A 24,056-nucleotide genomic window follows, 5' to 3' on the forward strand; every position below is an offset into this window, starting at 1 on the left:
TGATCGCCTACAACCTGATCCGCATCCCCAAACTGGCTGCAGCCTAGCCAACAGACCTCAAACTCCCCAATACGCCATCCCAACAACCGAACCCCAACAGAAAAAACGCCTCATTCTTTACGTTTTTCAGCGGACTGTTAGCGCCAGAACGAGCCCGCCGGAACGCTATGGGCGTTTTGTGACGATAGCGCAAAGCGCAGCGCGCACGTCAAAGCGAGCAGCTAGTTCCCCCTTTCGTTTCGTCATGGCCGGGCTCGTCCCGGCCATCCACGTCTTCCTTGCCGCAATCCCGTCAAGACGTGGATGCCCGGGACATGCCCGGTCATGACGAGTTTCGCTAAGCAGGCCGCCGTTTTCCTTGCCAAATCGGGCGCTGCCCGATATCAGGTGCGGGCGTTTTCGGCGGCTTTCGCCGGCGCGCCGCTTGGTCCGCCGCAATAGCTCAGTTGGTAGAGCACGTCATTCGTAATGACGGGGTCACAGGTTCGAGTCCTGTTTGCGGCACCAGCCTTTTCGATCCCTGCGGTCGCCAACTCGTCCCTTCAGCGCGCCACGAAGAAAAAATCTGCGCTGCCGGCAAGCGTGCCCCAAGCTGCGTGTCGGGCCGAATAGCAGAAACGTATTCCGCCAATTCGAGGCGGTTGGCGCAATACGCTTCGCTATTGCGCCCGATGTTTCGGCTTGAGCCCGCGAAGCCATGAAGCCATTCGTGATCACCGACTAAGGAACGTTTCGAACGAGCCCCGGTTGTCCTTGGTAGCAATCAACCAGGGAAACAATCATGAAACTCGCAACGATAACGTTGGCATCGGTCCTCGCCTTGAGTTCCTCGATGGCGTTTGCGGCCGGTCCCGCCGCTGGCAGCGCCGGAACAGGTACCGGAACGACTGGATCGAGCACCACCACCACCGGCAGTGCAACGACGCCGGGCGGAAATATCGGCGCCAATACGCCGATCAACCCGTCCGGCAACACACTCAATCCCAACCCCTCGCCGAACGGGTCGACTTCGACGCCGAACGGCTCGGGCTCGGGGGTGAACCGAAACCAGCCGCGCTGATCCATCAAGGGAGAAATTCGAAAAAGCCCCGTGCAAACGGGGCTTTTTCTGTGTCATATCGAGAACGGGAACGCGTGGCTGCTGTTGCGGCAGCGGCGATTTCGCAGGTTTCTCCAAATAAATCCCGCGTGAGCGGGGTGGTCCATGCTCCGTCCGTTCGCCATCTTGGAATACGGTGCGTGACACGTCAGGGCAATTCAGTCTGGTGTCGCGTCGAAGCAAGGGAATGTTCTTGATCACTTCAATCGACTTCTTCGGGAGAAAGCCGCGACAGGCCTTATCGTGCTTCCCCGTGCTGCTGCTGTTGAGCGGCTGCGGGGAGACGGGACCCGACTGCGGTTCTTCCGACGTGCGCAGCTCCGTCGTCAGGAGCGTCGCCGACAACAGGAATAATCCGCTGCTGAATTTCGCGGTGCAGAATTCGGACGCGGTCGACGAGATGATGCGCAACGCGAATTCGCCGGCCGAAAAATCGGCGATCTTCGAAAAAGCGAAACAGGACGCGATCTACTCGCTGGACGACACCATCGTCTTGAATTCGAAAAAGGCCGGGGCTTCGTCCTGCACCGGGCTGATGTATGTGAAGGTCGGCGACACGGTGGCCCAGAAAGAGGTGGAATTCAGGGTGGAGCAGACGGCGGACGGGAAGATTTCCGTTTCAGTCAGTCCGTTTCTGTTCTGAGCGCGGGTAATTTTGCCCGTCGGGTTAATTTGTCGCAGCTCATTCTGCTTTTCCGAATACGTAAATCACCCTATATCCACCCCGTCCCGCCCCACCAAAGGGGCGTTGCGCAACGTCAACAACGCGGGGCGGGATGCGGTGGACGCGAATGGCGCTTTCAAGACGTGGGCGCCGGACGCGGACGGCCAAGTCGTGTGGTTCTGGCACCTCGACGCCGGTGTCAAGTTTGCGGAGGCAACTCCGCAGGCGACGGAGACAAACAAGCCCGAGCTCCGGGGAGATCACGAAGCAGCCGTTAAAACCATTCGCGTGCGGGAATGCCGGGTTTCTCCGGTGGACTCGTGGTGACTACGCTCGTGTGCTTTGTTTTATTTCGCACGCGAGGCTGCGGGTGCATCGAGCGCCCGGCATTCCCCACGCCCTTTGTTCAGAGGGCGGGAATAAATGGATACCTCGCGCAAAAAGTATGCGGCGAGAATGCGGTGGTATGCCCAGTCGTCATTGCGAGGAGCACTTGCGACGAAGCAATCCATCTCTCCGCTTGCCGCGCCATGGATTGCTTCGCTGCGCTCGCAATGACGAATCAACCGCAAGTCCGCGCCACCCATTCCACGTCGTCCCTGCGAACGCAGGGACGACAACTGTTGCGGATTGGCGACGGCGCGCCACGCGGCCGTCACCCCTCCTGCAAACTCAACGCCGCCTCGCCGGCGATTTCCGCCAGCTCCGGCTGCAAGCCGCCAAAGCGGCGTTCGCGGCCGTGGAAGGAGGTCAGCGCCTGGCGAAGCTCGTCTTCGCCGAAATCCGGCCACATGGTCTTCGTGAAATGCAGCTCCGCGTAAGCGCTCTCCCACAGCAGGAAGTCGGACAGCCGTTGCTCGCCGCTGGTCCGGATCACGAGGTCGACGTCGCGCATGCCTGCTTCGCCGGTGACGAGGCTGGAAAATGCTTCGCGCGTCAGCTCGCGCAGACTAGCGGCCTTCGCCGCGGCGTTGAGGATGGCGTCGCGGGCCGAATAGTCCACCGCGATGCGCAGATGCAGCACGTCGCCGTCGGCGGTCGCGGCCTCGGCGCGGCCGATGGCGTCGGCGATGCCAGAAGGCAGGCGGTCGCGGCGGCCGATCACGGTGAGGCGGACGCCGTTGCGCACCAGGCTCTCGACTTCGCTCGCCAGATAGAACCGCAACAGCTGCATCAGCGCCGACACTTCCGCCTTCGGCCGGCGCCAATTGTCGCTGGAGAATGCATAGAGCGTTAGCGTGCCGACGCCCTGCTTGGGCGCGGCCTCCACCACGCGGCGGATCGCCTCGACGCCGGCTTCGTGCCCGCGCAGCCGGGTCAGCCGCTGCCGTTTCGCCCAGCGGCCATTGCCGTCCATGATGATGCCGACATGCAGTTTGGCCGAAAGATCACTTTGCATCACAAAGTTTCCTTGCAAAAAAGGGGAGAGTCAAACCGGGAGGATGCGAAACCTGGCGGCGGGGGCGTCTTCCTTGCCGGCGGCCCTGGCGGCGTCGCGGACCAGGCCTTCGAGCACGGCGAGATAATCGAGAAAGCGGCGGCGGCCGGTCCTGGTCAGGCGGCACGAAGTATGCGGGCGGTTGCCCTCATAACCCTTGGTCACTTCGACGAGGCCGGCTTCCTGCAGCACGCCGAGATGCCGGCTGAGATTGCCGTCGGTCAGCCCGCAGAGCTGCTTGAGGTCGGCAAACGCCAGCCCCTTGGGATGGGCCATCAGCGAGGTCAGCAATCCCAATCGCGCCTTCTCGTGGATGACGCGGTCGAGACCGTCATAGGAAAACGGCGCGTGGTTGGCTTCAGTCTTCGACATCGTCTTCTCCGGAAGCAACATGCAGGATCGCGGCCATCAGCAACTGGCCGAACACGAACGGCAGGCCCATGGCCCAGGGCGACAGCGCGTGGCTCTGGCTCGACAGCAGCAAGGTCGCAAAGCCCGCGACGAAATACCACGCACCCGCAAACGCCACCGTGCGCGGCAGCGAGCGGACGGATGCGAAGATCCCGAGGCTCACCAAGAGCTGCCACAGGCCCGGCAGCATCCACAGCGTTTCGGGTGCGAACTTCCACAGCATCGCCGCCAGCAGCACGCCGGCCGCGCCGGCGGGGAGAAATTGCTCGACCGCTTGCAGGATCATGGCGTCGGCGAGGCCCGAATGATGCCGATGCGAGCGCGCCTGCATCTCGATCCAGATCAGCGCGCCCGAGACCACAGCTGCTGCCGCCCAGCCGGCGAAGAAGACCAGCGGATGGCCGGTCGGATCGTCGAGCCACCAGAATTGAACCAGCGTGGTCAGGAGCGCCAACGCGCCGGTAGCGGCGATCGCCGCCGGGCCATAGCCGCGAAACGCCGTGCCGGCGGCAATCTGGCTGCGAATGGCGAATATGTCGGCCAACGCCTTGTCGAGATCGCGCATCAAGTGCCCCATAACCACTTTGCAATACAAAGCATACGCGATTGCAAAGTAATGGCAAGCCCCCGGGCGGGCGATCAAGCCCCCAGACGGCCAAATCAAGAACCCCCGGCGCGTCGAGGGGGCGCTGTGCGTGATCTAGCTCACATAATCGAGGTTCAGATTGCCTTAACTTCCCCTCAACACCGGACAGCAACCGCCCACCACAGGAGACATCACATGCGCAAATTCGCCCTGATCGCATCGCTGGTTCTGATATCCGCAACCGCACAGGCCGGGGAAACACGCAACCTGAGCCTGGCCTCGGGTGACGAGATGACCGCCACGCAGCCGGCCAAGCCGGTCGAAGCGCTCACGCCCAAGATTTCGGCCGGGGAGTCCGCCGAAGCGACGGCGCCCGCCGAAGCGGTTGCGCCTGCGGAAGCGCCGAAATTCGTCGACCGGCCGTCGCCCGTGAGCCCGACGGCGGAGGCGCCGAAGGCCGATACGGCCACGCCCGCTGCCGCCGCCAAGCCGGTCGCCGACAAGACCGCGAAGGCCGACAAGCCGAAGCACCGGCACAATTGGTCGGAAGCCCGCATCATCGGCGAGCTGCATCGCTACGGCGTCTATTGGTAAGCCGACATCGCGATCCCGGTATCGGCCGATCCGCCAAAACGCGCGATCGGCCGATGCTTCAATTTTCCGGGAGATGTGAAGCCGTTCACATCGACAATACGCAGTCGGCTTATTGAAGGGTGCAAGCCTGCTGACAGGAGATGCCCATGTTGTCGTCACACGGTAGCCAGCGCCCCGAACATCGCGGCATCGATCGGCTGGCCGTTGCGCGAACCCTCATCGTGCAGGTCCTCGTCCTGGTCGCGCTGTCAGGTGCGTTCGTCCGCTATGTCGATTGGTCGTCGGCAAAGGCGTTGGCGGATTTCTCCGCCGCAACCAAGCTATCGGCCCCCGTCGCGCAAGCGCCTTGCGCCGGGAGCGCGTGAGAAATCATTACTTCCGTCATTGCGAGCGAAGCGAAGCAATCCATCGCGCCGCAAGCTGAGAGATGGATTGCTTCGTCGCTTCGCTCCTCGCAATGACGACCTCGCCCTATTGCGAAACCGTCTGCACCACGCTCGAGACCGGGCGGGTGCTGGCGACCGGCACCTTCAGGCTCTTGACCAGCGCCTCGTCATATTCGGGCAGCGTCTGCAGCGAGGTCTTCGCCTTGATCTGCACGACCTTGTAGCCGCCGGCCTTCAGCCGGTGCAGCAACTCCGGCAGCGCCTCGGCGGTGTGCTTCTGGAAATCATGCATCAGGATGATGCCCTTGCCCTGCTTGTCGAGCTTGGTCATGACGGTGGTGATGATCTGCTCGGGATTCTTCGCCCGGAAGTCGAAGGAATCCAGGTCGCAGGAGAAGATCGCGATGTTGCGCGAGGCGAGATAGGCCATCGCCGCCGGCCCATGCTGCAGCTCGGGGAAGCGGAAGAACGGCGAGGGCGCGGTGCCCAACGCGAGCTTGACCGCGCTATAGCCCTTCTCGATCTCGTCCTTGGCGATCTGCTCCGTCATCTTCCTGGTGTTGAGGTTGGCGTGCGACCAGGTGTGGGCGCCAACCGTATGGCCGGCAGCCAGCACCTGCTTGAGGATCTCCGGATGGTAGGTGGCGTGCTTGCCGATCGGGAAGAACAGGCCCCTGGTGCATTCGTCGGCCAGCGCCTTGAGCACGGCCGGCGTATTGCCCGGCCATGGGCCGTCGTCGAAGGTCAGCACGACCTCCTTGTCGGTGAGGAAATCGAGCTGCTTGAAATGCTCGAAGCCAAAGCCCGGTCCGCCCGTGGTGTCGATCTCGACCACCCGGGAAACGCCGAGCGCATCCGGATTGGCGCAGGCTGGGGCCTGCGGCGGCGCCACCGGCGCCTTGGCCGGAATGGCCGCGGTGACCTCGACATCGTCGCCGCGCGGCTTGGCTGATGCGGCTGCCGCCAACCGTTCGGCCAGCGGCGCGGTGACGGTGCTCGGAGCGGCCAATTCCAAACGCGGTGAGGCCTTCCACAACCAAACGCCGGCAATCGCCGCGGCCGTTACAATACTCGCCAATATCAGACCCAACGCACTACGCATCGCACCACTTTCCAAAAATTACCCGGCATTCTCGCCAAGTCATTAATGGGAAATAGTCGTTAAAGGTTCGCGAACGCGGCCCCGGTTTCGGGCCGCCAAATTCCGGCTCGGCGCAAAACCCTGAGTGACTGAGGTCACAGCTGCCCTGCCGGAGTGATGGTCATCACAGTCCATATCCGGCCGTTGCGGCACTAACAGGCATCAACAACGCGCCGCCACCCGCGGCAAACCCGAGGAGCCGACAATGACCGCTTCATTCAGCAAGACGATCCGCCAGGCCGGTTTGGTAGCGGCCTTCGCCGTCTCCTTCGCCGCCCTGTCGTCGAGCCCAAGCTTCGCCTTCAGCGCCGAAGCGCAGCAGATGTGCACCGGCGACGCCTTCCGCCTGTGCAGCTCCGAAATCCCGAACATCCCGGCAATCACTGCCTGCATGTATAAGCATCGCGCCGAGCTCTCTGCCGGTTGCCGCACCGTGATGGACCACGATGTCGCCGCGCAGCAGTCCAAGGTCGCCACGAAGTAAGCCGGCTGATACGGGCCGAGGCCGCCGCACGCAGACAAAAGGCGTTGCGGCGCCGGTGTGGGCGCATTAGAACGCGCTGGAGATCACGACCGGCAAGGCGTAACTCATGGCCCGATTTTTTTTCATTGTTCCGTTCGTCCTTTTGGCCTCCGCAGCGTCGGCGCAGCAAGGCCAGGACGCCTGCGCCCGCGACGTCTCACGGTTCTGCCGCGCGCACATGAATGACGGCGACCAGATTGTGCTGATGTGCCTCAAAGAACATCGCGCCAGGCTCAGCAGGGCCTGCGAAAAGGTCCTCACCGATCACGGGCAGTAGTTGAAATTCGTCATTCCGGGGCGATGCGCAGCATCGAACCCGGAATCCGGAAGTTGTCGATCGAGATTCCGGGTTCATCGCTACGCGATGCCCCGGAATGACAGTATGCAAAACTACGTGCTGCCGCTGGCGGCGGTGGCGACCGGCAGCACTTCGTTGGCGGCGCGGTCCGGCGTCTCTTCCTTCCAGCGCACCGATCCGAACGGCCGCTCCAGCATGCGGCGGACGCGCACCGGATCGGGCCCGAGATGAAAGGCTTGCGCGCTCTGGTGCAGGGCGCGCTCGGACTGCGTCGAGCGGCTGCGCTGGCGCAGATAGTCGAACCAGGTCGGGCAATGATAGCGCTCCGTCCACAGCTCGGGATCGGCGATGTCGCGCGCGATCGACCAGCCATAGGCGCCGTTGCGCTGGCGGCTGAGCTGCACATCCTGCATCACATTGTGGAAGGCGCGGGCGTTCTCCTGGGCGACGCGATATTCGATCTCGACCACCAGGGGTCCGCTGCGCCCCGTGATCGCCAATTGCACCTCGGGATCGGCGAGCACCTCGGCGTCTTCGTTGCGGGCGCCGACCCGCGGCATCGGCAGCCAGATCCCGAGCAATGGCGAGGCCAGCATCAGGCCGGCCGAAACCAGCAGCGCGGTTTCGACGCCCGCGGCGTCGGTCAGGTGACCCCAGCCCCAGCTGCCGATCGCGATACCGCCGGCAATCGAGGCCTGGAACGCCGCCAGCGAGCGGCCCGCGACCCAGCGCGGCGCAGAAAGCTGCACGCCGATGTTGAACAAGGCGACCGCCAGCATCCAGACCGCGCCGGCCACCACCAGCGCGGCGGCCGTCAGCACCGGCTCCCGGCTCAGGGCTACGGCTGCGATCGCGCCGCCCATCGACAGCGCGCAAGCGCGCACCGCGGCCTCGCCGCTCAGGCGCTTACGCACTTCGGCGATGTTGAGTGCGCCGATCACGGCCCCCATGCCGAAGGCGCCCAGCATGATGCCGTAGGTCTGCGCACCGCCATGCAGCAGGTCGCGCGCCACCAGCGGCATCAGCGCCGACAACGAGCCGCCGATCAATCCGGTCACCATCGTGCGCGTCAGCACGATCTTGATCGACGGCGAATTGGTGATGTAGCGCACTCCGGAGACCATGGCCCGGCTGAGCTGTTCGCGCGGCAGCCGCGACGGCAGGCTGACGCGATTCCACAGGAACAGCACCGTGAGCAGGGGGAGATAGAGCAGCGCATTCGCCGCGAAGGCTGCGACCGCGCCCGATGTCGCAACCACGATACCGCCGATCGCGGGCCCGAAGCTGCGCGCGATGTTGTAGCTGATGCCGTTCAACGCCACCGCCGACGGCAGCGTTTCCGAAGGCACCTGCTCGCTGACCGAGGATTGCCAGGCCGGCCCGAACAACGCCATGCCGCTGCCGACCACGAAGCACAACGCCAGCAGGACATAGGGCGTGATGAGGCCGAGCCACGCCAGTGCGGTGAGTGCGGTCGCGCCGGAGAGCGCAATCGATAGCGAGATCATCGCCACGATGCGGCGATCGTGCATATCGGCGATGGCGCCGGCCGGCATCGAGATCAGCATCACCGGCAGCATCAACGCGGTCTGCACCAGCGCCACCTTGTCGGCGGACGGCGTCATCTGCGTCATCGCCCAGGCCGCGCCGACGCCCTGGATCAGGATGCCGAGATTGGAGAGCAGGCTCGCCAGCCAGATGCGCCGGAATATCGTATGTCGCAGCGGAGCGGTGATCCCGTCGGCGGCTACGGTCGGTCGTTTCGGCTGATCGGTCATATCCGGTTCCGCTGACGCCGGTGCTGCACCGGCCCTGATTCCCTTACGATTTCAAGTGATGCCCGCGAAAGTCCTTCCCTGTCCAGTGGCAGGGCCTTAATAGCGGTCGCGCGCGGCAGCTAAGGTGCTGAATTATAACGAGGAGTGAGCAAAATGCGGATATCGCGGCGGACGGCTCTGAAGGGCGCAGCGGCGCTGCCCCTGGCAGCCGCGAATTTTGACCTGGCTGCGCTGGCGCAGCCGGCTCCCGCCGCGCCCGGCGCAAGCGAAATTCCGCCGATCCTGTTCGCTCACGGCAATGGCGAGCAGGCGCCCTTGTGGATGACCACGCTGTGGCGAATGGAATCCAACGGGGTAGCGCGCGAGCGCATGTTCGCGATCAATTTCACTGATCCGTTGGCGCGCGCTGACGATGGCGTGCCCGAGCCGAACAAATCCTCGACCGAAGATCAGCGCCGCGAGCTGGCCGATGCGATCCAGGAGCTGAAGCGCCGCACCGGCGCGCCGCGTGTCGCACTGGTCGGCAATTCGCGCGGCGGCTACCCGATCCGCAGCTACATCAGGAATGGCGGCGGCGCGGATGTCAGCCACGCCGTGCTCTGCAGCGTGCCCAATCACGGCGTGTCCGATTGGGACGACAATCCCGGCAGCGAGTTCAATGGCCGCGGTGCTTTCCTGCGCGCGCTGAACCAGGGCGACAGCGAAGTCACGTCGGGCACGGCGTTCCTGACCTTGCGCAGCGACGGCATGGATAAATATGCGCAGCCCGATGGCTTCGTTCTCGGCAAGCCGGGCACGCCGACTGGCGTTGGCTTCGACGGGCCGGCGCTCAAGGGCGCAACCAATCTTGTGATCGGCGCGGTCGACCATCGCGAGACGGCCTATTCGCCGCGGGCGTTCCGCGAGATCTACAAATTCATCGCCGGGCGCGAGTTGGACCGGATCGCGATCATACCGGAAACGGAAGTCAGATTGAGTGGCCTCGTCACGGATACGCCGGGCGGCGTCCAAACCAATCGCCCGGTGGCGGGCGCATCGGTGCAAATCTACCGGGTATCTCCCGATACCGGGGAGCGGCTCGGCGGTGCGGTTCATAGCTCGCAAACAGCCGCGGATGGACGCTGGGGTCCGGCCAGGGTCGATCCGTCCTGGTATCTCGAAATGGTGCTGACGTCGGCCGGTTCGGTCACCACGCATTTCTATCGTTCGCCCTTCCCGCGCACCTCGGACATCGTTCATCTGCGCGCCGCCCGGCCGCTGGGACCTTCGGATGCCGGTGCGGGCAGTGTCGTTCTGATGTCACGGCCGCGGGGATATTTTGGGCTGCCGCGCGATGTCGTGCTGTTCGACGGCAAGGAGCCAACCGACGTGAAGCCGGGGGTGCCGACCGATTCGATCAGCACCTTGCGCCTTCCAGCGGCGGAGGCCGGCCGTCCCGTCACCGCTCTGTTCAACGAGGAGCGGATCGTGGCACGGGCCTGGCCGGCGTCGGAAAATAGGATTGCGGTGGCCGAGCTGACTTATTAGCTGGTGTTGGCGTCATCATTTGCGCGAGGCCGCCCGTGAGCATTGCCGAAGCCTGGGAAATCGAGGTGGCGCGCCGGCCGTTGATGCCGCCGACCCCGCCGCGCGCGCCCGCCGGCATGACCGCGCTCGGGCGCCTGAAGGCGATGGGGGAGAACCCGATCAGCACCTGGGGCGACCGCGCCTATCAGGAAGACGTGGTCCGCGGCCGCTTCTTCCGGCGCAGCAGCTTCATCCTCAACACGCCGGATGCGATTCGGCATGTCTTGGTCGACAATTACGAGAACTATATCCGCACGCCGGCCGGCATCCGGGTGTTGCGGCCGATGCTGGGCGAAGGCCTCTTGATATCAGAAGGCCGCGCCTGGAAGCACCAGCGGCGAACGCTGGCGCCGGCCTTCACGCCACGCGCGGTCATGTCGCTGGTGCCGCACATGGTCGCCGCTACCGACGAGACGATCGCAAAGCTTCGGGCGGCCGGCAACGCGCCGGTCGATCTGCGCGAGGCGATGCAGCGGATGACGCTCGAGATTGCCGGGCGCACCATGTTCTCATTCGGCATGGAGCGGCATGGCGCGGCGTTGCGCGATTTCGTCGTCGAATATGGTACGCGGCTGGCGCGGCCGCATTTTCTCGATCTGGTGCTGCCGCTGAACTGGCCGACCCTGCAGGATTTTGCCCGCGCCCGCTTCCGCAAGCGATGGACGCGGTTCGTGAGGATGCTGATGGCGGAGCGCCGCGCCGCCGGCAAGACCGAAGGCGCGCCGCCGCGCGACCTGTTCGATCTGATGGTCGCCGCGCGCGATCCCGAATCCAATGAAGCCTTCAGCGACGAGCAGCTCGGCGATCAGGTCGCGACCATGATTCTCGCCGGCCATGAGACCACCGCCACCGCGCTGTTCTGGTCGCTGTATCTCTTGGCGCTCGATCCCGCGACCCAGGATGAACTCGCCGCCGAGGTGGCGAGCGCAGCTACAAACGGAATGCTCGACGTCGAGCGGCTGAGATTCACCCGTGCGGTGGTCGACGAGACGATGCGGCTCTATCCGCCGGCCTTTCTGATCGCACGCGCTGCCGCCGGCCCGGATACCGTCGCCGGCATGCCGGTCAGGAAGAACGATGTGATCCTGATCGCGCCGTGGCTGTTGCACCGGCACGAAAAGCTCTGGCGCGACCCGAATGCCTTCATCCCGCAGCGCTTTATGCCTCCCGCGCCGCCGCCGGATCGCTTCGCCTACCTCCCGTTCGGCGTCGGCGCGCGGGTCTGCATCGGCGCGCATTTCGCGCTGGTGGAAGCCACCCTGGCGCTCGCCAAATTGATCGGCGCATTCCGCGTCACGCTGCTCGACGAGGCGCCGGTGATGCCGGTCGGCGTGGTGACCACGCAGCCCGATCGCTCGCCGATGTTCCGTATCACGCCCCGTTGACGAGGCATTGCATGTAGGTTCCCGCGATCCCATTTAGGTTGCCGGCATGAGCGAGATCCAGGCCCAGATCCAGGTATTGAAGCAGACCGCCGATCCGGCGGTCGCCGATGCGATCCTGCGGCTGATCGAAAAGGGCGAGGATCACGAGCTCAACCGCATCAATCTGCTGGATTTTGCAAAGCAGACCGGGCTTGACGAGGAGCGGGTGATTTCCGGCTTCCTGCATGCTTCCCGGCTCGGATTGTTCGATCTCTCCTGGAACGTGTTGTGCCCCGGTTGCAGTGGCGTGCTGGATGCCCACTCGACGCTGAAATCGCTCCGCCACGAGGACTATCATTGCGGGCTCTGCGCCTGCGGCTACGAGGCTTCGGTCGACGAGCAGGTCGAGGTCGCCTTCACGGTCAGTCCGCGGGTCAGGCGGATCGCCGCGCATGATCCGAACTCGCTGCCGCTGTGGGAGTATTTCAAGCAGGTGTTCTGGAGTTCGGGCGTCGATTTCGACAAGGAATCCTTCACGTCGCTGAGCGACGAGGTGACGCTGGATGCGCTCGAACTGCCGGCGGGCGAGAAAGCGATCCTGTCGCTGCAGCTGCCGCCGCAATTCGTCATCGTGTTCGAGCCGGTGACGCATTCCGCGCAGTTCATCGATGTGCAGGGCGAGCCGACCAGGGAGCGCCAGCAGCTGTCGCTGATCTACAACAAGGTAAAGGCGCCGGTCGGGACCACGATCATGCGCCCGGGACCGCTGCGCTTGTCGCTCGACAATCAGGCGGGCGTGCGGACGCTGCCGACCGTGTTCATCGCGGCCGACGCGCTTCATCATTTGATCGGCAAGCGCAAGCCGTTCCTGACCGCCAAACGGATGCTGAGCAACCAGACCTTCCGCGACGTGTTCAAGGCCGACAATCTCAACATCGATCAGCGGCTGAAGATCACCTCGCTGACCTTCCTGTTCACCGACCTCAAGGGCTCGACCGCGCTGTACGAGCGGGTCGGCGACCTCGCCGCGTTCGACCTGGTGCGCGCGCATTTCCATGCGCTGTTGGAAATCATCTCCTCGGAGAAGGGCGCAGTGGTGAAGACGATCGGCGATGCCGTGATGGCGACCTTCGTCCGGCCGGAACACGCGATCGTGGCGGGCTTGCGGATGCGCGCCGCCATGGATGCGCTCAACGTCGAGCGCGGCCGGAACGACCTGGTGGTCAAGATCGGCATCCACGAGGGCCCGTGCCTTGCCGTGATGCTGAACGAGCGGCAGGATTATTTCGGCCAGACCGTCAATATCGCCGCGCGCGTCCAGGGCCTGTCGACCTCGCAGGCGATCCACATCACCGGACCGGTGATCGACGCGCCCGAGGTCGCCGCCCTGCTCGACAAGGAGGCAATCCGGCCGATTCAAAAGCAGGCGGCGTTGCGCGGGATCGCCGACAAGATGGTGGTCTACGAGATTCCCTGAGATTGCCGAAACGTAATGCGGCGTGGCCGGAACCGGCGATTGCGCGTGTCGATTTTCCAATCCATATAATGGGCATCGCCGCTGATGGCGGCCAACGATGCCTCACACGATTTGGGTAGCAAGCGATGCTGGACGGACTGCGCCAATTCATTGCCGACGTCGTTTCGCCAACCGCTCATGCCGAGCGGTCGTTCGACGACACCGGCTATCGGCTGGCGGCGACCGCGCTGCTGGTCCATGTCATTTCGCTCGACGGCGAGCCGTCGGAGACCGAGAAGCGCAAGCTTCACAGCCTGATCGAGAGTCGCTTTGGCCTTGATCCCGGCACCGCGGACAGGTTGATCGCGTCCGCGATGAAGGTCGAAGGCGAGGCGGTCGATCTCTATCATTTCACCAGCGTCATCATGCGCTCGGTGGACGAGGCGGGCCGGCTCCGCATCGTCGAGATGATGTGGGAGCTGGTGTATGCCGACGGCCGGGTCAGCGAGTTCGAGGACAACGTGGTCTGGCGGGCGGCCGATCTGCTGGCCGTGTCTTCGCGGGAACGGATCGATCTCAAGCATAGCGTCGCAGCCAGGCAGCCGGCGGCTGCGGGCGGCTGAGATATCGCAAAGGCGCGGCAATGTGCCACGCGGCAGCCCGCGCATTTCGAGCCGTCCATGGTGCGGCGCACGACATAACCAAACTTTAATGTGCCGGCAATTGGCGGCCGGCTGGCGCGCAGAGCCCCAAAATGTCGCGCTCAAGACCGCAGCATTGTGCGTTTGAGCACGTCGATATGCTTGCAGGTGGCTTGCATCCCACCTAGGGCGTATGCTCTTTCCTTGGGACGCGTTAGCCTCATATCCCTGCAATTGATTTAAGAGAATTCAATCGTGACCGAGCGTGTGACGCTGATTACCGGTGCCTCGGCGGGAATAGGCACCGAGCTGGCGCGCGTTTTCGCATCGAACGGCCACCGTCTGGCCCTGGTGGCGCGCCGCGCCGATCGGCTGGCCCAGCTGGCCCACGAAATCGCCGCCGGCGGCGCCGTTGCGCCGCTCGTGATCCCGTGCGACCTCGAACAGCCGGATGCCGGCGACAAGATTGCCGCGGCCCTGGCGGAAGCGGGGGTGGAGGTCGAGTATCTCGTCAACAATGCGGGCTATGGCTTGTTCGGCAACGCGGTCGAGCTCGATCGCGCCGGACAACTCGGCATTATCGCCGTCAATATCCGCGCCCTGACGGATTTGTCGTTGCGGTTTGCCGATCAACTTATCCGCAATCGCGGCGGCATCCTCAATGTCGGCTCGATTGCCGGCTTCCTGCCGGGCCCCGGAATGGCGGTGTATTACGCCTCCAAGGCCTATGTGCTGTCATTCTCGGAGGCGCTGCGCGGTGAACTCGCCGCACAGGGTGTGCGGGTGACCGCGCTGTGTCCCGGTCCGGTGCCGTCGGAGTTTCAGGCCCGCGCGGGCTTCAAGCCCGGCTTCGATTCCGCGATCCTCAATGTCAGCGCGTCCGATGTCGCCAAGGCCGGATATCGCGGGCTGATGGCCAACAAGCGGGCGGTGCTGCCCGGCCTCGGAATCAAGATCGTGCCGTGCCTGCTGCGGCTGTTTCCGCGCGGGTTCATCCTGGCGGCGGTCGGCCGATTTCAGCTCCGCAAGCGCCCGTAAGGGCGCCGGCCGCGCGTCTCTGGCCCGCAATTTGCTTTTCATTCATGTGACGCTCATACGAAATTAACGATTGATTAGGTAACATTTTGGTCTGAGGACCGCCTGAAGATAAGTCGATGCCGGATCGATCGATCAATACCCAGAATGTGCTGCCTTTCCACGGCAAGGCCGCGGCCGCGCCGGTCGCGCCCTCGACCGCCAAGCCTTTGCCCGTTCTCATCATCCTGCACCAGGAAAGCTCGACCCCGGGGCGGGTCGGCAATGCCTTGCGCGCGCTCGGCCATCCCCTCGATATCAGGCGTCCGCGTTTCGGCGATCCCCTGCCGGAAACGCTCGACGGTCATGCCGGCGCGGTGATTTTCGGCGGTCCGATGAGCGCCAACGATCCCGACGATTACGTTCGCCGCGAGATCGACTGGATCGCGGTGCCGCTGCGGGAGCAGCGGCCGTTCCTGGGGATTTGCCTCGGCGCCCAGATGCTGGCGCGGCAGCTCGGCGCGCGCGTCGCGCCACACCCGCAAGGCCGCGCACAGATCGGATACTACCCGATCCGCCCGACGCCGGCGGGGCTTGCGATTTCACCGGATTGGCCGGACCACGTCTACCACTGGCACCGCGAGGGATTCGAGCTTCCGGCCGGCACCGAATTGCTGGCGGAGGGCAGCGATTTTCCGGTCGAGGCGTTCCAGCTCGACCATTCGTTCGGCTTCCAGTTTCATCCCGACGTCACCTACGCGATGATGCATCGCTGGACCACGCGCGGGGATGCGCGGCTCGATCTGCCGGGCGCGCGAGCCCGTCATCATCACTTCGCCGATCGCGCGGTGCACGACGTCGTCGAACGCGCCTGGCTGAGGCATTTCATCGAGGGCTGGCTTGCGCGCGTGCCCTATTCGGTGATGTCGGAAGCGGCCGAGTAGCGCCGGGCCCGAAAACCCTTTCAATTCCTCGGATGTGATAATGTCGGCCCCAGGCTCGCGGGCTCATCGCGAGCACAGGGAGATCGCCGTGACCTACCAGCATATTCTCTACGATGTCAGCGAGAAGATCGCGACCGTCACGCTGAACCGGCCCGACCGCATGAATGCGTGGACGCCGATCATGGAGCGCGACGTGCGTCATGCCATGGAGGCCGCCAGCGCCGATGACGATGTCCGCGTCATCGTGCTCACCGGCGCGGGGCGCGCGTTCTGCGCCGGCGCCGACATGGAGGCGCTGAAGGGGCTCGATCCCGACGATATCAGGCGCGCCCAGAGCCTGCCTTCATTCGACATGAACCGCAGGCCCGACTGGCAGGCGCGCTATGCTTATTACCCGTCGATCCCCAAACCCGTGATCGGCATGCTGAACGGCGCCACCGCCGGCATTGGCCTGGTGCATGCGCTCTATTGCGACCTGCGCTTTGCCGCCGACAACACGGTGTTCACCACCGCGTTCGCGCGGCGCGGATTGATCGCCGAGCACGGCATCAGCTGGATGCTGCCGCGCATCGTCGGTCATGCCAATGCGATGGACCTCCTGATGTCCGCGCGCCGCGTCTCGAGCGACGAGGCGCTGCGCATCGGCCTCGTCAACCGGCTGTATCCGCCGGATGAGCTGCGCGAGCAGACCTATGCCTATGCGCGCGATCTCGCCGACTTCGTCTCGCCGAGCGCGATCGCGGTGATCAAGCGGCAGCTTTACGACGTTCCGTTCCAGACGCTGGCGGAAGCGACCATCGACGCCAACAGGGAAATGCTGGTGGCATTAGGCGGCCAGGACTTCAGGGAAGGCGTGGCGAGTTTCATGGAGAAACGGCCGCCGCGATTTACGGGGAAGTGAGTCTTGACAACCTCAGCCCGTCTACGCCCAAGAGGGCTTCGCCGGGCACCACGCTTCGTCCTTCGGACAACTCGTGGCTGCGCCACGCGTAGCCCGAAGGGCGAAGCGTGGTGGAGCCAGGCGGGATCGAACCGCCGACCTCGTCATTGCGAACGACGCGCTCTCCCAGCTGAGCTATGGCCCCATCGCGGCCGGGCCCCGCGAACGAGAACGGCCAGCAATTGGGGCCATTTACAATCCGCGCCAAGCTCAAGTCAAGAACGGCGAAATCACCGTTTCCGGCTTATTTGGCCGGGACTTCCCTTGTTTGCAGGGGGTGGAACCGATATTTAGCAGGAAGTCGAATCCGCGACCGAACCGCGAGTAAAAACCTGCCCATGCGTGCCATTCTCGACATCGTCCTCATCGTTCTCGATCTCTATGTCTGGCTCCTGATCGCGGCCGCCATCCTGTCCTGGCTGATCGCCTTCAATGTCGTGAACACGCGCAACCCGTTCGTCTCCGCGGTCGCCGAGTTCCTGTACCGGATCACCGAACCGCTGCTGGCGCCGATTCGCTCGTTCATGCCGAATCTCGGCGGCCTCGATATCTCGCCGATCATCCTGATCCTGATCATCATGTTCATCCAGCGGGTGATCACCTATTACATCTATCCCGTGGTGTTCTGACCGCCGCACGGTGCCTGATGGACGCTCGATGGATCCCTGGCGCTATTCCACCGATGGCATCAGTGTCGCGCTGCGGGTGACGCCGCGCGGCGGCCGCGACGATATCGACGGGCTCGAGACGCTCGCCGACGGCCGCAAGGTGGTGAAGGTGCGGGTCCGGGCCATCGCCGATGGCGGCGAGGCCAATCGCGCGGTGACGGAGCTGCTGGCCAAGGCGCTTCGCGTGCCAAAGGCCAATGTGCGGATTCTCTCCGGCGCGACCTCTCGTCTCAAGCAAATCGCCATCGAGGGCGATCCGGCAGAGCTCGGCGAGGCGTTGCGCGTGCTGACGGCGACAAAGAAGGACTGAAATGCCCGCGCGGATCATCGACGGAAAGATCATCGCTTCCGAGCTCCGCGCCCGCGTCGCCGGCGAAGTCACGCGGGTGCGGCGCGAGCACGGGCTGACGCCGGGGCTTGCGGTGGTCCTGGTCGGCAGCGATCCGGCGAGCCAGGTCTATGTTCGCAGCAAGCACAAGCAGACCGAGGCCGCCGGCATGGCGTCGTTCCAGTACGTGCTGCCCGAGGACGTCGCGCAGGACGATTTGCTGGCGCTGATCGCAAAACTCAATCGCGACCCGGCCGTGCACGGCATTCTGGTGCAATTGCCGCTGCCGAAGTCGCTGCACACCGAAACCGTCATCAACGCCATCGATCCGGCCAAGGATGTCGACGGGCTGCATCCGCACAACGCCGGACGGCTCGCCGGCGGCTCTGCGGCGCTGTCGCCGTGCACGCCGCTCGGCTGCATCATCCTGACCAAGAGCGTGCATGCCTCGCTGGAGGGCATGAACGCCATCGTGATCGGCCGCTCCAACCTTGTCGGTCGCCCGCTGCTGCAACTGCTGCTCAACGAGAACGCCACCGTAACATCAGCGCATTCGCGCTCGCGCGAGCTGGCAAAATTATGCGCGCGCGCCGATCTGGTCTATGCCGCCGTCGGCCGACCCGAAATGGTGCGCGGCGACTGGATCAAGCCGGGCGCCACCGTGATCGATGTCGGCATCAATCGGCAGCCCTCCGCCGACGGCAAGACGAAGCTGGTCGGCGACGTCGCCTTCACCGAGGTATCAGATGTCGCCGGCGCCATCACGCCGGTGCCCGGCGGTGTCGGGCAAATGACCGTGGCCTGCCTGCTGGTAAACACGTTGCGCGCGGCGTGCGCGATTCACGGCCTGCCGAAGCCGGCGGTGTGAGGCGGCGTGCCGTCATCCTGAGGTGCGAGCATCTTCGGCGAGCCTCGAAGGATGACAGGCGACGGTGCAAGCCGCATCCTTCGAGACGCGCGCTGTAAACAGCGCGCTCCTCAGGATGACGTTCCCGCTCACCCCGCGCTGTTCTCGATCAGCCGCCGGTAGAACCGGATCATGTCGGCATAGCCCTCGATGCTGAGGCGCTCATTGGTGCCGTGAAACCGTTTCAGATCCTCCGCGTTGGCGCGGACCGGTGTAAAGCGGAAGATGCTGTCGGCGATGCCGGCGTAGTGGCGCGAATCGGTGCCCGCCAACATCAGGCCGGGAGCCACGACGACGTCGGGAAAAATCTCCCGGATGGTCCGGTTCAGCGTCTGATAGGATGGGCTCGTGGTGCTCGACGCCGGCGTCGGTTCGGCATTGCCCGGAAAAGGCTCGATCGAGATTCGATCGTCGTGGATGGTGCGGCGGACATGGTCGATGATGCCGGCCTGGCTGTCGCCCGGCAGCAGCCGGAAGTTGACGCTGGCGCTGGCGTTGCCGGGCAGCACGTTATCCTTGTCGCCGGCGTTGAAGATCGTCAGCGCGGTGGTGGTGCGGATGGTCGCTTCGGTCGGGCCGTTCTTTTCGAATTCGCGCAGCAGCAGCGGCTCGAACAGCCACCGATTGGACAGCACGACGCGATTGAGACCGGCCATTTCCGGCGCCAGCGTGTCGAACATGTCGGCCACCGCCCCGCTCACCTGCATCGGCAGGCGGTGCTCTTCCAGCCGCGTCAGCGCGGCGCTCATCATGCCGATTGCGGTATCGTGCGGCGGCATCGACGAGTGGCCGGGGGCCGTGTGCGCCGTCAACACCAGCGTGACATAGCCCTTTTCGGCGACGCCGATCAGTGCGGCCGGCTTGTCGAGGCCCTTGACGAGGCCTTCGGCGATCACCAGCCCCTCATCGATCACGAAGTCGAGCCTGACGCCGCGCGACGCCAGCGCGGCTGCGATCATCCTGGCGCCGCGGGTGCCCGCGACTTCCTCGTCATGGCCGAACGCGAAATAGATGGTCCGTTTGGGATGAAAGCCCTCCTTGGCCATCGCCTCGGCGGCTTCCAGGATCGAATAGAGGTTGCCCTTGTCGTCCCAGGAGCCACGGCCCCAGATGAACCCGTCGGCAATCACGCCGTCATAGGGCGGCTGCTGCCAATCCTTCTCGGTGCCCGGCGCCACCGGCACCACGTCCTGGTGCGCGAGCAGCGCGACCGGCTTTGCCTTCGGGTCCGAGCCCTCCCAAGTGTAGAGCAGGCTGTAGCCGCCGATCAGCTCGCGCCGCGTGGCGGCATGAAACGCCGGAAAGCTGCCTGCGATGTGCGCCTGCAGGCCGCGCAGCGCTTCGGTGTCCTGGTCGGGATTTTCAAAACTCGAAATGGTGCGGAAGCGAATCGCCTCGGCCAACCGCCGCGCGGCGCCTTGCGCATCGACCGCCGCGCGCGGCACGGCGGCGACCTGAAGCTGCCGCGAGCCGTGGGTTGCGACATTGAGGCCGAGTACGCCGGCGAGCATGACGATCGCCGCGATCGCGAGCAGCGCGATGTTGCGGATGATTTTGATCGGTCGGCGCATGGGAGACCTCAGATTCATCGTCATGGCCGGGCTTGTCCCGGCCATCCACGCCTTCTTGCGCATGCTATCAAAGACGTGGATGCCCGGGACAAGCCCGGGCATGACGAATTTCAAGATCAAGCGCCAAGTCCGTCGAGCTGAAGCCCTATTTGCCCTTCGCCCGCGCGATGCCTTCGGCGATCAGCTGGTGGGCGTCCTCGGCGCCGCCCCAGCGCAGCACCTTGACCCATTTGCCGGGCTCGAGGTCCTTGTAGTGTTCGAAGAAGTGCTGGATTTGGGCCAGCGTGATGTCGGGCAGGTCGCTGAAGGTCTTTACCTTGTCGTAGCGCTGCGTCAGCTTCGAGGACGGCACCGCGATGATCTTCTCGTCGCCGCCGGCCTCGTCCTCCATCAACAGCACGCCCACCGGCCGCACGCTCATGACCGCGCCCGGCACGATGGCGCGGGTATTGGCGACCAGCACGTCGCAGGGATCGCCATCGTTGGAGAGCGTATGCGGGATGAAGCCGTAATTGCCGGGATAGCGCATGGCGGTATAGAGAAACCGGTCGACCACCAGTGTGCCGGCCTCCTTGTCCATCTCGTATTTGATCGGCTCACCACCAACCGGCACTTCGATGATGACGTTGACCTCGCGCGGCGGATCCTTCCCGATTGAAATGGCGTCAATGCGCATGAGAGGCCCCGCAAGTTCCTGCAGTTAGGTCCTGAAGGATCGCCGGGAGGCGCGGCGCGAGCTTGGGCCCATTCGAAGCCGCGGCCGAACTCAGCTGGTCCAGGCGAAGGCGACCTTGTCGAGCGACTTCGGGCCGAATTTTTCGGAGCTGCGGGCCACCATGCGGCCGCCCAGCGCCCGGTAGAACTCGGTCGCCGGCTCGTTGTCGGACAGCGCCCAGATCACCATGCTCTTCAGGCCGCTCTGCAACAGGTCGCGCCGTGCCGAGGTGAACAGCCGGCGGCCAAAACCCAGTCCCTGAAATTCGGGGCGCAGATAAAGCTCGTAGATCTCGCCTTCGAAATGCAGGCTGCGGGCGCGGTTGCGGCCATAATTGGCATAGCCCGCGACCTTGTCGCCGAACACCAGCACGCTGACGCGGCTGCCTTTGCGGATCGCGCTGTCCCACCATTGCGGGCCGCGGCCATTGATCAGCTTCTCCAGTTCCGAGCCGGGAATGATGCCCTGATAGGCCGAACGCCAGGCTTCGTCATGGGTGGACGCCACCGCCGCCGCATCCGCAGCTTTGGCCGGCCGAACCTCGATCAGGGTTGTGCTCATGGACGCAATCAAAGCAAGTCAGCGCGCCGGCTTCAAGGTCTATCGTTAATTATCGGTTAACCTGTGGATTTTCTGCATCAGTATTGCCGCCCGCCTGTACCGAAAGAGGACAAAGGCCTGCTTTTGGCGGCTCGCCAGCGGTTCGTAGGCGGGATTTGGCCGGTAGCGGCGGCACGAGGTCCGGGCTGGCGAGGCCGCTTTCACGGAAAAATGCGCTGGATTTGATTCGCCGTGCGTATTCTGCTCGCGGACCCGTTCCCGCCGCTTCCGTCGTGTCAGGCCAATCCATGCAAGGGTTAAAGCCGTTTCTTGCCGCGGTCATGTTGATGGCGCTCGCTCCGCAGAACGCGGCGGCGCAAGGCCCGTTCGGCGCGAAGGGCGCGGAAGCCGAGCCTAATCGCGAGCAGCCATGGCTGGTGCCCTCGCCCGATCCGGACACGCCCGCGCATGCGGTGCTGTTCCGCCCCGCGGGCGACGGGCCGTTCCGGCTGGCGGTGATCGCGCATGCCTCGACGCAGAACGTGCTGCGTCGCGCGCAAATGCCGCAGCCCGAATACCGGCCGCTGGCGGCGTGGCTGGTGGCGCGCGGTTTCGCGGTGCTGGTGCCGGAACGGCCCGGCCATGGCGCCACAGCGGGAAAATATCTCGAGGACCAGGGCGGCTGCGACGAGGCCGACTATGTCAAGGCCGGGCGCGCCACATCAGGCGAGATCGCGGCCGCACTTTCATACATGCGCCGGCAACCCTTCATCCGGCCCGACGGCGCCGTGATTGTCGGCCACTCGGCCGGCGGCTGGGGCGCGCTGGCGCTGGCCGGCGAGAATTCGCCTGACGTGGCCGCCATCATCGCCTTCACACCTGGCCGCGGCGGCCACGCCAATGATTTCCCCAATCACGTCTGCGCGCCACACACGCTACTGTCGGCGGCGGCCGAATTCGGCCGTGGCGCGCGGGTGCCGGTGACCTGGCTGGTGGCATCAAATGATACGTATTTCTCGCCCGATCTGTCGCGGCAACTGGCCGACGCTTTCCGCGGCGGCGGCGACAAGGTCGAGTTTCGCGTGCTGCCGGCATCCGGCAGCGAAGGTCACTGGCTGGCGGAGACGGAGGCCGGCGTAAGAAGCGCTGGACCGGACCTCGATCGAGCGCTGAAGCTCGTTTCCCCGGCCACCGCGAAAAAGCGATGACGGCGCGCGCGGCCCACCCATGGCCGGACGACGACGTGATCCTCTATGACGGCGTCTGCGTGTTCTGCTCGCGCTGGGTCCGCTTCGTCGCCGCGCGCGACGTGGCCCAGCGCTTCCGCTTCACCGCGATCCAGTCGCCTTATGGCACGCGGCTCGCGCAGGCGTTCGGCATCGACCCGGACGATCCTGATACTAATGCGGTGATCCACGGCGGCGTTGCGTATTTCAAATCCGACGGCGCGCTGATGGTGCTGGGTGGGTTGCCGGGATGGGGCTGGGTTCGGGTATTGCGGGCGGTGCCGAAAGCGCTGCGAGACGCGGTCTACAATCTCGTCGCGCGCAATCGCTATCGGATTTTTGGGAAGTACGAGGACTGCTTTGTGCCGGATGCGGGGCTGAGGGCGAGAGTGATGGAATAGGGGTGGCTAGGAAAACGATGCCTCATAGCTGAGAGGCGAGAGGTGTACGAACTTCTTCAGCGGAGGCGCCAACTCGAACATTCGAGGATGCGCCGTGAAGTCAAACACTCGGCAGAGCCGGAAGGCGTCTGGCCGTTCTTCAGCCAGAGACAGTTCATTTCTTGTTATGTAAAACGGCGTGATATCTGCGCCCACGGTTGTCTTGACCTCAAGTAGTCGTTCTCGGCCTTTGGTATCGAACGACAGAATGTCATAGCCGGCTCCGTCCCCGAGTTCCTCCGAAATCCATCGGATCTTTTTGGCGAGATCGGGACGATCCAGTTGTTGGAGTCTTTCGCGCTCGAAATGAAATACCAACTCCTCGCCTTCGCGACCGAGCTTGCGGTTTCTGAAGTCTCGTTCAACAGGATTAAACTTACGTATCAGCCGTTCCATATCCTGCTTTGGAGGTGTGATGGGCAGGAGTGGCGGCGGCTTATCAACGAATAGTCCTTGTCGCTCGGACAAGCCCTCGACCACCCTTTCGGGATGCAGTGCAAGAGGATGCAGGGAAAGATATCTGTCTATCGCTGGGATGATGGCTTTTTGATAATTGGCTGCCGGAACGTAGCCAGTGATCCTTGGAAGCCCAAGTTTAAGGAGCACCGCGGAGATATTCTGGTGCTTGAATTCGATCGACCCCTCGGTCCGATCAATATCTCGTTGGAGAAGGCGGTTATGCCCAGCCTTGCTGTAGGGCATATTGGCGGCTTCGTCGTTGAGCATCGCGAAATAGTCAGCGATGATGAGATCAAGTTCATCATCGGTCCAATTGCGGCGCTCTTTGGGCTCTTCTGCCATTGCCGCTACAACGATCC

General features: G+C 64.2%; 27 protein-coding genes and 2 tRNA genes. 18 read left to right on the forward strand and 11 right to left on the reverse strand.

Going from position 1 to position 24,056, the window contains the following annotated elements; genetic code table 11:
• The first annotated feature begins 431 nt into the window (after positions 1 to 431).
• A tRNA-Thr gene (locus VK804_RS18590) sits at positions 432 to 507 on the forward strand.
• Positions 508 to 720: 213 nt separating this feature from the next.
• Here the strand turns inward: VK804_RS18590 and VK804_RS18595 are convergent.
• Complete coding sequence (locus VK804_RS18595; RefSeq protein WP_325372900.1) at positions 721 to 1,068, reverse strand: hypothetical protein; 348 nt, start codon at positions 1,066 to 1,068, stop codon at positions 721 to 723.
• A 224-nt stretch (positions 1,069 to 1,292) separates the two neighbouring features.
• On the opposite strand from VK804_RS18595, the gene VK804_RS18600 reads away from it, so the two are divergent.
• Positions 1,293 to 1,742 carry a hypothetical protein gene (locus VK804_RS18600; RefSeq protein WP_325372902.1) on the forward strand — a complete coding sequence of 150 codons (450 nt, stop codon included), beginning with the start codon at positions 1,293 to 1,295 and terminating at the stop codon, positions 1,740 to 1,742.
• 676 nt (positions 1,743 to 2,418) lie between these two features.
• Here the strand turns inward: VK804_RS18600 and VK804_RS18605 are convergent.
• From VK804_RS18605 to VK804_RS18615, 3 genes are read right to left on the reverse strand one after another with little or no spacing between them, the layout of a single operon-like run.
• The gene (locus VK804_RS18605) at positions 2,419 to 3,162 is read right to left on the reverse strand and encodes a di-trans,poly-cis-decaprenylcistransferase (protein WP_325372904.1); all 744 of its coding nucleotides are present in this window, start codon (positions 3,160 to 3,162) and stop codon (positions 2,419 to 2,421) included.
• Positions 3,163 to 3,192: 30 nt separating this feature from the next.
• Entirely contained in the window at positions 3,193 to 3,573 is a 381-nt protein-coding gene (locus tag VK804_RS18610; RefSeq protein WP_325372906.1) for a transcriptional regulator, read from the reverse strand.
• Positions 3,560 to 4,177 carry a hypothetical protein gene (locus VK804_RS18615; RefSeq protein ID WP_325372908.1) on the reverse strand — a complete coding sequence of 206 codons (618 nt, stop codon included), beginning with the start codon at positions 4,175 to 4,177 and terminating at the stop codon, positions 3,560 to 3,562. The genes VK804_RS18610 and VK804_RS18615 overlap by 14 nt, the downstream gene beginning before the upstream one ends.
• A 216-nt stretch (positions 4,178 to 4,393) precedes the next feature.
• On the opposite strand from VK804_RS18615, the gene VK804_RS18620 reads away from it, so the two are divergent.
• Both VK804_RS18620 and VK804_RS18625 read left to right on the forward strand, forming a co-directional pair.
• The gene (locus VK804_RS18620) at positions 4,394 to 4,792 is read left to right on the forward strand and encodes a hypothetical protein (RefSeq protein WP_325372909.1); all 399 of its coding nucleotides are present in this window, start codon (positions 4,394 to 4,396) and stop codon (positions 4,790 to 4,792) included.
• Positions 4,793 to 4,938: 146 nt separating this feature from the next.
• The gene (locus tag VK804_RS18625; RefSeq protein ID WP_325372910.1) at positions 4,939 to 5,157 is read left to right on the forward strand and encodes a hypothetical protein; all 219 of its coding nucleotides are present in this window, start codon (positions 4,939 to 4,941) and stop codon (positions 5,155 to 5,157) included.
• A 106-nt stretch (positions 5,158 to 5,263) separates the two neighbouring features.
• On the opposite strand, the gene VK804_RS18630 is transcribed toward VK804_RS18625, so the two are convergent.
• Positions 5,264 to 6,280, reverse strand: a complete 1,017-nt coding sequence (locus VK804_RS18630; RefSeq protein ID WP_325372911.1) for a polysaccharide deacetylase family protein — start codon at positions 6,278 to 6,280, stop codon at positions 5,264 to 5,266.
• A gap of 244 nt (positions 6,281 to 6,524) precedes the next feature.
• Here VK804_RS18630 and VK804_RS18635 point away from each other — a divergent pair, with 244 nt between their 5' ends.
• Both VK804_RS18635 and VK804_RS18640 read left to right on the forward strand, forming a co-directional pair.
• On the forward strand, positions 6,525 to 6,803 hold the full coding sequence (locus VK804_RS18635; RefSeq protein WP_325372913.1) for a hypothetical protein: 279 nt from the start codon (positions 6,525 to 6,527) through the stop codon (positions 6,801 to 6,803).
• A 106-nt stretch (positions 6,804 to 6,909) separates the two neighbouring features.
• Positions 6,910 to 7,119: a hypothetical protein gene (locus tag VK804_RS18640; RefSeq protein ID WP_325372915.1), complete on the forward strand. Its 210-nt coding sequence runs from the start codon at positions 6,910 to 6,912 to the stop codon at positions 7,117 to 7,119.
• A gap of 113 nt (positions 7,120 to 7,232) precedes the next feature.
• Here VK804_RS18640 and VK804_RS18645 read toward each other — a convergent pair whose 3' ends face one another.
• Positions 7,233 to 8,918, reverse strand: a complete 1,686-nt coding sequence (locus tag VK804_RS18645) for an MFS transporter (RefSeq protein WP_325372917.1) — start codon at positions 8,916 to 8,918, stop codon at positions 7,233 to 7,235.
• A gap of 153 nt (positions 8,919 to 9,071) precedes the next feature.
• Between VK804_RS18645 and VK804_RS18650 the strand changes: the two genes are divergently transcribed.
• The 7 genes from VK804_RS18650 (at position 9,072) to VK804_RS18680 (ending at position 16,804) form a co-directional block, all read left to right on the forward strand.
• Positions 9,072 to 10,445 carry a hydrolase gene (locus VK804_RS18650; protein ID WP_325372919.1) on the forward strand — a complete coding sequence of 458 codons (1,374 nt, stop codon included), beginning with the start codon at positions 9,072 to 9,074 and terminating at the stop codon, positions 10,443 to 10,445.
• An 83-nt stretch (positions 10,446 to 10,528) separates the two neighbouring features.
• A complete protein-coding gene (locus tag VK804_RS18655) occupies positions 10,529 to 11,869 on the forward strand; it encodes a cytochrome P450 (protein WP_414642811.1) in 1,341 nt (446 codons plus the stop codon).
• Between the two features lie 46 nt (positions 11,870 to 11,915).
• A complete protein-coding gene (locus tag VK804_RS18660; RefSeq protein WP_325372923.1) occupies positions 11,916 to 13,325 on the forward strand; it encodes an adenylate/guanylate cyclase domain-containing protein in 1,410 nt (469 codons plus the stop codon).
• Between the two features lie 125 nt (positions 13,326 to 13,450).
• Positions 13,451 to 13,927 (forward strand): TerB family tellurite resistance protein, encoded by a 477-nt coding sequence (locus VK804_RS18665; RefSeq protein WP_325372925.1) that lies wholly within the window; start codon positions 13,451 to 13,453, stop codon positions 13,925 to 13,927.
• 273 nt (positions 13,928 to 14,200) lie between these two features.
• Positions 14,201 to 14,983: an SDR family oxidoreductase gene (locus VK804_RS18670; RefSeq protein WP_325372927.1), complete on the forward strand. Its 783-nt coding sequence runs from the start codon at positions 14,201 to 14,203 to the stop codon at positions 14,981 to 14,983.
• A gap of 116 nt (positions 14,984 to 15,099) precedes the next feature.
• Positions 15,100 to 15,903 (forward strand): glutamine amidotransferase, encoded by an 804-nt coding sequence (locus VK804_RS18675; RefSeq protein ID WP_325372929.1) that lies wholly within the window; start codon positions 15,100 to 15,102, stop codon positions 15,901 to 15,903.
• An 88-nt stretch (positions 15,904 to 15,991) separates the two neighbouring features.
• Positions 15,992 to 16,804 (forward strand): enoyl-CoA hydratase, encoded by an 813-nt coding sequence (locus VK804_RS18680; protein WP_325372931.1) that lies wholly within the window; start codon positions 15,992 to 15,994, stop codon positions 16,802 to 16,804.
• Positions 16,805 to 16,912: 108 nt separating this feature from the next.
• On the opposite strand, the gene VK804_RS18685 is transcribed toward VK804_RS18680, so the two are convergent.
• Positions 16,913 to 16,988, reverse strand: a tRNA-Ala gene (locus VK804_RS18685).
• Between the two features lie 193 nt (positions 16,989 to 17,181).
• Here VK804_RS18685 and VK804_RS18690 point away from each other — a divergent pair.
• From VK804_RS18690 to folD, 3 genes are read left to right on the forward strand one after another with little or no spacing between them, the layout of a single operon-like run.
• A complete protein-coding gene (locus tag VK804_RS18690) occupies positions 17,182 to 17,472 on the forward strand; it encodes a YggT family protein (RefSeq protein WP_325372933.1) in 291 nt (96 codons plus the stop codon).
• A gap of 28 nt (positions 17,473 to 17,500) precedes the next feature.
• Positions 17,501 to 17,821, forward strand: a complete 321-nt coding sequence (locus VK804_RS18695) for a DUF167 domain-containing protein (RefSeq protein WP_325372935.1) — start codon at positions 17,501 to 17,503, stop codon at positions 17,819 to 17,821.
• A gap of 1 nt (position 17,822) precedes the next feature.
• Entirely contained in the window at positions 17,823 to 18,707 is an 885-nt protein-coding gene (folD, locus tag VK804_RS18700; protein ID WP_325372937.1) for a bifunctional methylenetetrahydrofolate dehydrogenase/methenyltetrahydrofolate cyclohydrolase FolD, read from the forward strand.
• Positions 18,708 to 18,835: 128 nt separating this feature from the next.
• On the opposite strand, the gene VK804_RS18705 is transcribed toward folD, so the two are convergent.
• From VK804_RS18705 to VK804_RS18715, 3 genes are all read right to left on the reverse strand, one after another.
• Positions 18,836 to 20,317: a M20 family peptidase gene (locus tag VK804_RS18705; protein ID WP_325372939.1), complete on the reverse strand. Its 1,482-nt coding sequence runs from the start codon at positions 20,315 to 20,317 to the stop codon at positions 18,836 to 18,838.
• Positions 20,318 to 20,462: 145 nt separating this feature from the next.
• Positions 20,463 to 20,993 carry an inorganic diphosphatase gene (gene ppa, locus VK804_RS18710; RefSeq protein ID WP_325372941.1) on the reverse strand — a complete coding sequence of 177 codons (531 nt, stop codon included), beginning with the start codon at positions 20,991 to 20,993 and terminating at the stop codon, positions 20,463 to 20,465.
• 90 nt (positions 20,994 to 21,083) lie between these two features.
• On the reverse strand, positions 21,084 to 21,593 hold the full coding sequence (locus VK804_RS18715; RefSeq protein WP_325372943.1) for a GNAT family N-acetyltransferase: 510 nt from the start codon (positions 21,591 to 21,593) through the stop codon (positions 21,084 to 21,086).
• 287 nt (positions 21,594 to 21,880) lie between these two features.
• Here VK804_RS18715 and VK804_RS18720 point away from each other — a divergent pair, with 287 nt between their 5' ends.
• Together VK804_RS18720 and VK804_RS18725 are read left to right on the forward strand one after the other, a co-directional pair.
• Positions 21,881 to 22,780, forward strand: coding sequence for an alpha/beta hydrolase family protein (locus tag VK804_RS18720; RefSeq protein WP_414642810.1), 900 nt, complete (start codon positions 21,881 to 21,883; stop codon positions 22,778 to 22,780).
• The gene (locus VK804_RS18725) at positions 22,777 to 23,199 is read left to right on the forward strand and encodes a thiol-disulfide oxidoreductase DCC family protein (RefSeq protein WP_325372945.1); all 423 of its coding nucleotides are present in this window, start codon (positions 22,777 to 22,779) and stop codon (positions 23,197 to 23,199) included. The genes VK804_RS18720 and VK804_RS18725 overlap by 4 nt, the downstream gene beginning before the upstream one ends.
• Before the next feature lie 6 nt (positions 23,200 to 23,205).
• Here the strand turns inward: VK804_RS18725 and VK804_RS18730 are convergent, their stop codons facing one another.
• Entirely contained in the window at positions 23,206 to 24,039 is an 834-nt protein-coding gene (locus tag VK804_RS18730) for a DUF3883 domain-containing protein (RefSeq protein WP_325372947.1), read from the reverse strand.
• Between the last annotated feature and the right edge of the window lie 17 nt (positions 24,040 to 24,056).

It is taken from the genome of Bradyrhizobium sp. (assembly GCF_035484855.1).
Classification (GTDB): domain Bacteria; phylum Pseudomonadota; class Alphaproteobacteria; order Rhizobiales; family Xanthobacteraceae; genus Bradyrhizobium.

Excerpts from the sequence above, each read along its gene's own strand:
- VK804_RS18660 (WP_325372923.1), top strand. The coding sequence starts at position 11,916 with ATGAGCGAGATCCAGGCCCAGATCCAGGTATTGAAGCAGACCGCCGAT.
- VK804_RS18605 (WP_325372904.1), bottom strand. The coding sequence starts at position 3,162 with ATGCAAAGTGATCTTTCGGCCAAACTGCATGTCGGCATCATCATGGAC.
- VK804_RS18715 (WP_325372943.1), bottom strand. The coding sequence starts at position 21,593 with ATGAGCACAACCCTGATCGAGGTTCGGCCGGCCAAAGCTGCGGATGCG.
- VK804_RS18675 (WP_325372929.1), top strand. The coding sequence starts at position 15,100 with ATGCCGGATCGATCGATCAATACCCAGAATGTGCTGCCTTTCCACGGC.
- VK804_RS18650 (WP_325372919.1), top strand. The coding sequence starts at position 9,072 with ATGCGGATATCGCGGCGGACGGCTCTGAAGGGCGCAGCGGCGCTGCCC.
- VK804_RS18645 (WP_325372917.1), bottom strand. The coding sequence starts at position 8,918 with ATGACCGATCAGCCGAAACGACCGACCGTAGCCGCCGACGGGATCACC.
- VK804_RS18725 (WP_325372945.1), top strand. The coding sequence starts at position 22,777 with ATGACGGCGCGCGCGGCCCACCCATGGCCGGACGACGACGTGATCCTC.
- VK804_RS18705 (WP_325372939.1), bottom strand. The coding sequence starts at position 20,317 with ATGCGCCGACCGATCAAAATCATCCGCAACATCGCGCTGCTCGCGATC.
- VK804_RS18610 (WP_325372906.1), bottom strand. The coding sequence starts at position 3,573 with ATGTCGAAGACTGAAGCCAACCACGCGCCGTTTTCCTATGACGGTCTC.
- VK804_RS18695 (WP_325372935.1), top strand. The coding sequence starts at position 17,501 with ATGGATCCCTGGCGCTATTCCACCGATGGCATCAGTGTCGCGCTGCGG.
- ppa (WP_325372941.1), bottom strand. The coding sequence starts at position 20,993 with ATGCGCATTGACGCCATTTCAATCGGGAAGGATCCGCCGCGCGAGGTC.
- VK804_RS18690 (WP_325372933.1), top strand. The coding sequence starts at position 17,182 with ATGCGTGCCATTCTCGACATCGTCCTCATCGTTCTCGATCTCTATGTC.
- VK804_RS18640 (WP_325372915.1), top strand. The coding sequence starts at position 6,910 with ATGGCCCGATTTTTTTTCATTGTTCCGTTCGTCCTTTTGGCCTCCGCA.
- VK804_RS18615 (WP_325372908.1), bottom strand. The coding sequence starts at position 4,177 with ATGCGCGATCTCGACAAGGCGTTGGCCGACATATTCGCCATTCGCAGC.
- VK804_RS18730 (WP_325372947.1), bottom strand. The coding sequence starts at position 24,039 with ATGGCAGAAGAGCCCAAAGAGCGCCGCAATTGGACCGATGATGAACTT.
- VK804_RS18665 (WP_325372925.1), top strand. The coding sequence starts at position 13,451 with ATGCTGGACGGACTGCGCCAATTCATTGCCGACGTCGTTTCGCCAACC.
- VK804_RS18720 (WP_414642810.1), top strand. The coding sequence starts at position 21,881 with ATGCAAGGGTTAAAGCCGTTTCTTGCCGCGGTCATGTTGATGGCGCTC.
- VK804_RS18630 (WP_325372911.1), bottom strand. The coding sequence starts at position 6,280 with ATGCGTAGTGCGTTGGGTCTGATATTGGCGAGTATTGTAACGGCCGCG.
- folD (WP_325372937.1), top strand. The coding sequence starts at position 17,823 with ATGCCCGCGCGGATCATCGACGGAAAGATCATCGCTTCCGAGCTCCGC.
- VK804_RS18635 (WP_325372913.1), top strand. The coding sequence starts at position 6,525 with ATGACCGCTTCATTCAGCAAGACGATCCGCCAGGCCGGTTTGGTAGCG.
- VK804_RS18625 (WP_325372910.1), top strand. The coding sequence starts at position 4,939 with ATGTTGTCGTCACACGGTAGCCAGCGCCCCGAACATCGCGGCATCGAT.
- VK804_RS18655 (WP_414642811.1), top strand. The coding sequence starts at position 10,529 with ATGCCGCCGACCCCGCCGCGCGCGCCCGCCGGCATGACCGCGCTCGGG.
- VK804_RS18620 (WP_325372909.1), top strand. The coding sequence starts at position 4,394 with ATGCGCAAATTCGCCCTGATCGCATCGCTGGTTCTGATATCCGCAACC.